Genomic DNA, 1,187 nt, shown 5'->3' on the forward strand with positions numbered 1-1,187 from the left:
GATCAAATATGTCGTCAACAACATACCGATCACCACCGGCGACATCGCCCATCGCGCCGCATTCTTCAAGCTGCAGCGCAAGAAAGGCGACGCGGCCAAGGAAATGATCGACCAGACGCTGCGGCTTGCCGAGGCCAAGCGGCTCGGCATCCGCATCACCGACCAGCAGGTCGACGCCGCCTATCAGCGTTTCGCCTCCAACAACAAGATGCCGCTCGCGAAGCTTGACGCCGTCATGGCGCAGTCCGGCGTTACCAAAGAGCATTTCAAGGAGTTCATCCGCGCGCAGATGGCCTGGAACCAGGCGCTTGGCGCGCGCTACCGCTCCGGCGAGGGTGGCTCGGTGACCGAGCAGGACGCGGTCCGCCGCATGCTCGACAAGGGCGGCTCCAAGCCGAGCGCCACGGAATATATGCTGCAGCAGGTCATCTTCGTGGTGCCCGCTTCCGAGCGCTCGGCCACGCTTGCCAAGCGCAAGCGCGAGGCCGACGCCATGCGTGCCCGCTTCAACGGCTGCAACACCACGCGCGAATTCGCCAAGGGGCTGATCGACGTCACGGTGCGCGATCTCGGCCGCGTGCTGGCGCCGCAATTGCCGTCGGACTGGGCCGAACAGATCAAGGCGACCAAGGTCGGAGGGGCGACGCCGACGCGCGAGACCGAACGCGGCGTCGAGTTCATCGGTATCTGTTCCTCGCGCGAGGTTTCCGACGACAAGGCCGCCCAGATGGTGTTCCAGGCCGAAGGCGGCAGCAACGACAAGGACGCCGACGAGCTCAGCAAGAAATATGTCGAGGAACTGCGCAAGAAGGCCACCATCGTCGAGCGATAGGCCGTTGCGGCGCATGCCAGAACAAGGCTCGAGCCAGATGCCCTGCTTCGAAGCAGGCATGGCGCCCCGCGTGACGCCATGAGCGCAAGTAGGACCGATGCGCCGCTGGCGCTCAGCGTCGGCGATCCATCCGGCATCGGTCCCGAGATCGCCATCACCGCCTGGCAGGCGGGCGACAGCGCCGGCGTGCCGCCCTTCTACCTGCTCGCCGATCCTGCCCTGATCAAGGCGCGGGCGCGCGAGATCGGGGCCAACGTGGCGATCATGGAGACCCTGCCGGGGCAAGCGGCGCATCACTTTCCCCGAGCACTGCCCGTCGTCCCACTCTACGCCCGGCATCTGGACAGTCCCGGAA

General features: G+C 65.9%; 1 protein-coding gene and 1 pseudogene. Both read left to right on the plus strand.

What is annotated here, in order from left to right; all coding sequences use genetic code 11:
* On the plus strand, window positions 1-832 hold an 832-nt coding region (locus tag EOA32_RS37340; RefSeq protein ID WP_145971522.1), incomplete at its 5' end, for a peptidylprolyl isomerase.
* A 78-nt stretch (window positions 833-910) separates the two neighbouring features.
* Window positions 911-1,187: pseudogene (locus tag EOA32_RS37345) on the plus strand (4-hydroxythreonine-4-phosphate dehydrogenase); the annotation flags it as partial.

This window comes from Mesorhizobium sp. M1A.F.Ca.ET.072.01.1.1, from assembly GCF_004023325.1.
Classification (GTDB): Bacteria; Pseudomonadota; Alphaproteobacteria; order Rhizobiales; family Rhizobiaceae; genus Mesorhizobium.